The organism is Staphylococcus cohnii species complex 1663, from assembly GCF_041008415.1.
GTDB classification, from domain to species: Bacteria; Bacillota; Bacilli; order Staphylococcales; family Staphylococcaceae; genus Staphylococcus; species Staphylococcus ureilyticus.
Map to the genome: position 1 here is coordinate 1 of NZ_JBFDVL010000021.1, position 1,357 is coordinate 1,357.

Annotated in this window: 1 protein-coding gene; it reads right to left on the minus strand. The window is 44.3% G+C overall.

Annotated elements, in window-relative coordinates; all coding sequences use genetic code 11:
- Nucleotides 1-1,357: Ig-like domain-containing protein (locus tag AB1J10_RS12585; protein WP_369003142.1), on the minus strand; the 1,357-nt coding region annotated here is incomplete at both ends.

Here is a 1,357-nt window from a genome sequence, read left to right on the forward strand (position 1 = left end):
CTCTGCTGTGCCACCAATTGTTGTATCTTCGCTTGTTACTTCTTTCACCGTTGGTGCTGATGGCGCCGTTGTGTCTTTAACCGTTGTTGTCGCTTCTTCTGATTTGTTGCCATCTTTATCTGCCGCTGTTACGACAATGTTTTCTCCGCCTTTTAGGTCAATATTTGTTGGAATTTCGATTGTATAGTTACCTTGATCATCTGCTGTTCCTGTTGACGTTGTTCCATCTGGGAACGTCACGGTTACTGTTGAGCCTGGCTCTGCTGTGCCACTTACCGTTGTAGCTTCACTTGTCACTCCGTTCACCGTCGGTGCTGATGGTGCTGTCGTGTCTACTACTGTTGTCATTGTCTCTTCAGATGTATTGCCAACTTTATCTTTAGAAGTAACTTTGATATCTTCTCCACCTTCTAAATCTACATTTGATGGAATTTCAACTGTATAGTTACCTTCACTGTCTGCTGTTCCTGTTGCCGTTGTTCCATCTGGGAACGTTACGGTTACTGTTGAGCCTGGTTCTGCCGTGCCACTTACTGTTGTAGCTTCACTTGTCACTTCTTTCACCGTTGGTGCTGATGGTGCCGTCGTATCTACTACTGTTGTCATTGTCTCTTCAGATGTACTGCCAACTTTATCTTTAGAAGTAACTTTAATATCTTCTCCACCTTCTAAATCTACATTTGATGGAATTTCAACTGTGTAGTTACCTTGATCATCGGCCATTCCTGTTGCCGTTTTACCGTCTGGGAACGTCACTGTGACCGTTGAGCCTGGTTCTGCCGTTCCACTTAGCGTTGTAGCTTCACTTGTCACTTCTTTCACCGTCGGTGCTGATGGTGCCGTCGTATCTACTACTGTTGTCATTGTCTCTTCAGATGTATTGCCAACTTTATCTTTAGAAGTAACTTTGATATCTTCTCCACCTTCTAAATCTACATTTGATGGAATTTCAATCGTATAGTTGCCTTCACTGTCTGCAGTACCTGTTGCTGTTTTACCATCTGGGAATGTCACTGTAACCGTTGAGCCTGGTTCTGCTGTGCCACCAATTGTTGTATCTTCGCTTGTTACTTCTTTCACCGTTGGTGCCTCTGGTGCTGTTGTGTCTTTAACTGTTGTTGTCGCTTCTTCTGATTTGTTGCCATCTTTATCTGTCGCTACAACTTTGATTGGTTCTCCACCTTCTAAATCTACATCTGATGGGATTTCGATTGTGTAGTTGCCTTCACTGTCTGCTGTTCCTGTTGAAGTTGTCCCATCTGGGAACGTCACGGTAACTGTTGAGCCTGGTTCTGCTGTTCCACTTACTGTTGTAGCTTCACTTGTCACTTCTTTCACCGTTGGTGCGTCTGGTGCT